Genomic DNA, 4,487 nt, shown 5'->3' on the forward strand with positions numbered 1-4,487 from the left:
CCCTACGGGCTAGGTCAGTGTGGATAGTCGCAAATTTATGATAATCAAAGCCTGAGACATGCAGACACACGCTTACGGTACTAATGCCAAACTTTTTAAGATGTTCATAGTGTTCTGGTGTTGAAGTAGTAATTGCTGAGCAGTAAGCCATTCTTGGGTAATTTTGTGTAGTTACTGTTCTTGGTGGAGTTTGAATTGTGGTAGTTGTTTGTGTCATTATGCTGGGGTTCCTTCCTTTTGTAAAAATTGTGTAATTGCGTCTTTATGCTTCTGTGAGAGCCTTTTTGAGCCTTCAGCTATAGTTGATCTAAGCCATGCTAAATCGCCACCATGAGCCTTTAAAATCGCTGAAAGCGTTGGAGAAATTTGCCGGTCGACCCAATCTCTCATGTCTTCGATTGTTTTTGCTTCTTTTTCAATTGTCAGCTGCAGCTGTTCGGCTTCTGCCAGCAGCTCGTCCCACCAAGGAGCAGTTGGCCAGCGAGCTTTATTCGAATCATTGCTTTTGATTAAAAATCTTAAGTATTGTTTGAGCGTCCCTCGCAAGGCATGTCCGATTGGCAGGTCATCATTAACGATGTACTCAGCGAGCTTCAGAGCTCGATCTTTACGATAGACTAGTTCTAATCTTGTCCAAGCCTCTGGAATGCTCGTCTCAGCATCATCTAGGTTACTTTTTGCTTTTCTTTCAAGAGTTTTGTTGTAGATACGGCAGTACAGATCAGATTTTTGTGATCCGAAATAAATTGTCTGTCCTAAAAATTCATTGGTCGATGTTTGGCGTGAATTTAGCTCGTCCCATTTTGACCATCTGGACGTAAACCAGCCGTTAATGGAAGCTTCGTGGATTTGCTCAAAATTAACAATCGTTGATCCAAAATCATCTAGTGCTAGATCGATCCTGGAAAAATTTCGGTGTGACCAAGCGAACACGCGGTGAAATAAGGCATGAAGATCATGATTCACCGCATATTCTTTACAACCGCGACCGGTAATCATCACATGATGCGTCGAAAACATCTGTTAAAGCTTCGCTTACTGCATAAATTGCATCTGGTGTTGCTCCATCCTTCAAATTTTGAAGGGTAAAGTTATACTGGCCGCCCTTAGCAAGCTTAGTTCCCATCACAAATTTAGCTTTTCTGTCTACTAATTCTGCGGTTTGTGCCATTTTAGTCACTCCTTTTTCTTAGATTGATTTCTGTTAAAGATCGAGAGTGTGAAACTCGAAAATTACTTGCGAAAGCATCAAAAAAAGCAATGATGCTTTCTCTGCGATTACTTTCTTCGCGATACATCATTGCTTAGTTTCTTTTCTTAAATTTATGTCTTTCTTGATGTGGTTTTATTATAACAAATAGTTATGCTTTGTGCAAAGCCATAATTAAATAGAATTGTATTACTCAATAATTTTTGAAATAGCCAATGGCTGATAATCTTTATATGCCTGCAACATTGCTTTAACAATCTGAGAGTCAAAATCAGTATCCAATTTTTCATTCAGTATCTGTTTGAAATCTGTAAAACTAATTTTGTCCTTCTGTCTGAGAATATCCAAAAATAGCTTGTCAATTTCATCAGATTGTTTTGAAGAAATCCCATAGTACAAGAGAAATGCTTCTCTATTAGGTGGGAAATCCAGTTTATCAATACAATCACGCAAAACGGATCTCATCAAATACAGTGTATATGTTAATTCATCAGATTCATGCATTTTAGACCAACAACTCCAGACCTAATCTAATCCAATATGCTAATGTTCTAGCGGTACTTGGGTTAACATGTGATGCGATTAATGCACTAGCAATTTGATCTTGAACTGCCTTAAATGATAAATCTTCCCATCTTGAAAGTTTTCTTAGCGTGGGAGTAACTTTATTGAGAACATTTCCAACTTCTACAGCAGCTTTTCTTCCTGCCACTTTTCCTACGGCACTAACTAATTTATTTCGATTTTTTAATACTGCTTTAACTGCAACCTTAGCACCTTTTCCCCAACCAATTTTTGATTCATTTAATGATTGTTCATTCTGAAAAGAAATACCATTGGTTGGTACTTGAAAAGTCTGTGTACTGCTATCAGAAGCCGTTTGAGTCGAAGAAGATGTCACTTCGGCAGCTTGCACACTATTTGAAACTACTTCAGCAGTGGGAACACTTAACAGAAGCGTTACTAATGACGTGAATACAACCTTTTTCAATTTCATTATTCTCACTCCTTATAAAACGCAAACATACTAAATGTTTACAAAAAATAATAATACCTATTGCTTTATTCCAGAATAGGCTTGTTTCAATTTGTTTATCATTTTATAAAATTAGCATTAAATATCAATAGTTAATACACATTTTTTTATCATTTTTAGTTAATCTATCTAAAAATCCAACTATACCAGTGTTTATCAGTCTTTTTATCTGAATCTAACTTCTCAGAGCTCGTCTCATCACTGTCTTTATGCATTAGTTGTGGTTTATCAGCGAGATTTAATTTCTGTGCCTGGTCAGCTAATCTATTAGCTGTATCTATCTGTTGATCTTTAATAGCCAGCTGTGATTTTAAGAATTCCACTTCTTCAGATAGTGCCTTAATGCGCGCATTTTTTTCCTGCATCAAAGCTTCCTTTGCATCTGGCTTAGTATCCCTATTATCATGGGCTTTCTTAAAGTCTTCTAACACTTGTGCAGAGTATAAAGGTGCATTACCTTTCATCTGTGCATTTTTAATTTTATGCTTAGCCAGCCAACGAGTAATTGTTGAACGGTTATAGCCTGTAGACTTTGCAATATCAGCGACTGTGTAGAATTTTTTAGACATAATTTTCTCCTTTTGTTTGCACTAGTGTGCATTGATGCACGCATATATTAATTGCTGATAGCTTCTCTTTTTTCTAGAATTTCATCCGCGTAATTCTGGAACATATTCTTATAAGCTCCAAAGATGTAATTTTCGATATTAACTTTTTTACCTTCGTCATATATTCTTCGCGTCCGATTAAGTACCCGTCTCATCGTATTGCTGATTTCTTTTTGTAGTTTATGAGGCTCGATTCCCATTTCATTGAGGAACTGAATATCACTTGAACTTAACTTACGATTACCATCAATATTCAAAACAGCTTCAGCATATTTTATATTTTGCTTTTTTAACTCCTTAACAACACTGTTCTTAGCATTAAGAACGATGCCAGTTATTCTAGCCAAATCTTTAGGAGTTTTAACCCACATACTTAACAGTTTATAAGTATCTTGGTTAAAGATAACTGTGTCTTTTGTATCAGTTTGAGTGTAGTAGTTAGCAGCATTTTTTACTAAGTCTTTATTTTGTGCATCGATTTCTGCAGGAGTGTAATTACTTGGGGAGAAATCTAATTGAGTATTTTCCTGTGTCTTAATTGTATCTTCAGAAGAAGTATAGTATAGATAGGGTTCGATTTTCGAACTTCCTTGTGGCTGTAGGGCTGAGGCCCCGTTTTCCGGAAGTTCGAAAATCGAACTTCCTTGTGGCTGTAGGGCTGAGGCCTTGTGGTCTGGAAGTTCGAAAATCGAACTTCCTTGTGGCTGTAGGGCTGAGGGGTCATTGTGGTGTGAAATTAGGTACACATCGTCGGCATTTACTTCTGGTCGGAGCAAATATAATCTATTAGGTTGATTCAATCCAATTCTTTTTTGCTCAAGTAAATTTGCTTTTTCTAGTTCCTTTTTGATCTTAACTACTTTTTCCTTAGCGCAATTAAGCATGTTCATTAACTCTTGGTTAGTGAAGATGAAGTAAATATTGCCATTGTCGTCAACCCAATTGTTTTTAACGGAGTAGGAGAAACGATCTTTAAGGATTGCGTATGCCACCTTAGTTTCTAATTTCAGTGGCTTATACTTTTCATTGGTAAAGAAGACCATAGGAAGCTGGTAAAACTTCTCAGCATATTCTTGATTGACATTGTAATAATTCTTTTTTGGCATTTTAAAAGCCCCTTTCTGTGTGTGAAGCACTTGCAGGGGCTTTAATTAATTATTCGTGTTGCATTAAATAGAGTTTGCCCTTTGACCAAGGGAAAACTTGTTGTATAATATTATCAAACGAAATATTAATCAAAGCACCTGCCCGAACTAGCAATTCTGTAAGTGCTTTTTTTATTGATTTAGGTATATTATACCAAATTACCAAAGGCGATGGAACCCACGTTTGTGCGATTCTATCGCCTTTTTGCTACCAAAAAAGCCGCCCCGAAGGACGGCTTTGGTCTGTTAATGCATTACTTTTAACGCTTAAGCATTTCATTTAGTTCATGTAGGACTAAGTGAAGTTCGTGCAAAAACAGAATAGTTAGGATTGAGAAAATTACTTCTTGCATGATATTGCTCCTTTCTAGCTTTTTACAGCGATGTAGGGGCATAGACATGCCAAATTTATTTTACCATGTTATAATAATTATAGGATTGAGGAAATGTTCTTGCGTGAGTAAGGACATGTCTAAGGACGGCGGTCA

6 protein-coding genes and 1 pseudogene are annotated in these 4,487 nt (G+C 36.7%); all 7 read right to left on the reverse strand.

Translation table 11 applies throughout. The annotated features are described in order from the left end of the window. A pseudogene (locus CP352_RS10480) lies at positions 1-217 on the reverse strand (hypothetical protein); the annotation flags it as partial. Further along, positions 217-999, reverse strand: a complete 783-nt coding sequence (locus tag CP352_RS10485) for a replication initiation factor domain-containing protein (RefSeq protein ID WP_233186944.1) — start codon at positions 997-999, stop codon at positions 217-219. The gene CP352_RS10485 and the pseudogene CP352_RS10480, both read right to left, overlap by 1 nt. Beyond that, positions 977-1,171 (reverse strand): hypothetical protein, encoded by a 195-nt coding sequence (locus tag CP352_RS10490; RefSeq protein WP_089145472.1) that lies wholly within the window; start codon positions 1,169-1,171, stop codon positions 977-979. Before CP352_RS10490 ends, CP352_RS10485 begins: the two co-directional genes overlap by 23 nt. A 228-nt stretch (positions 1,172-1,399) precedes the next feature. Beyond that, a complete protein-coding gene (locus tag CP352_RS10495) occupies positions 1,400-1,714 on the reverse strand; it encodes a hypothetical protein (RefSeq protein ID WP_087712498.1) in 315 nt (104 codons plus the stop codon). A 1-nt stretch (position 1,715) separates the two neighbouring features. Beyond that, positions 1,716-2,207, reverse strand: a complete 492-nt coding sequence (locus CP352_RS10500) for a hypothetical protein (RefSeq protein WP_089143124.1) — start codon at positions 2,205-2,207, stop codon at positions 1,716-1,718. Positions 2,208-2,371: 164 nt separating this feature from the next. Beyond that, entirely contained in the window at positions 2,372-2,815 is a 444-nt protein-coding gene (locus tag CP352_RS10505; RefSeq protein ID WP_087712500.1) for a hypothetical protein, read from the reverse strand. A gap of 47 nt (positions 2,816-2,862) precedes the next feature. Beyond that, complete coding sequence (locus CP352_RS10510; protein WP_087712501.1) at positions 2,863-3,960, reverse strand: replication initiator protein A; 1,098 nt, start codon at positions 3,958-3,960, stop codon at positions 2,863-2,865. Positions 3,961-4,487: the final 527 nt, after the last annotated feature.

The organism is Lactobacillus sp. UMNPBX1, from assembly GCF_002554085.1.
Classification (GTDB): domain Bacteria; phylum Bacillota; class Bacilli; order Lactobacillales; family Lactobacillaceae; genus Lactobacillus; species Lactobacillus crispatus.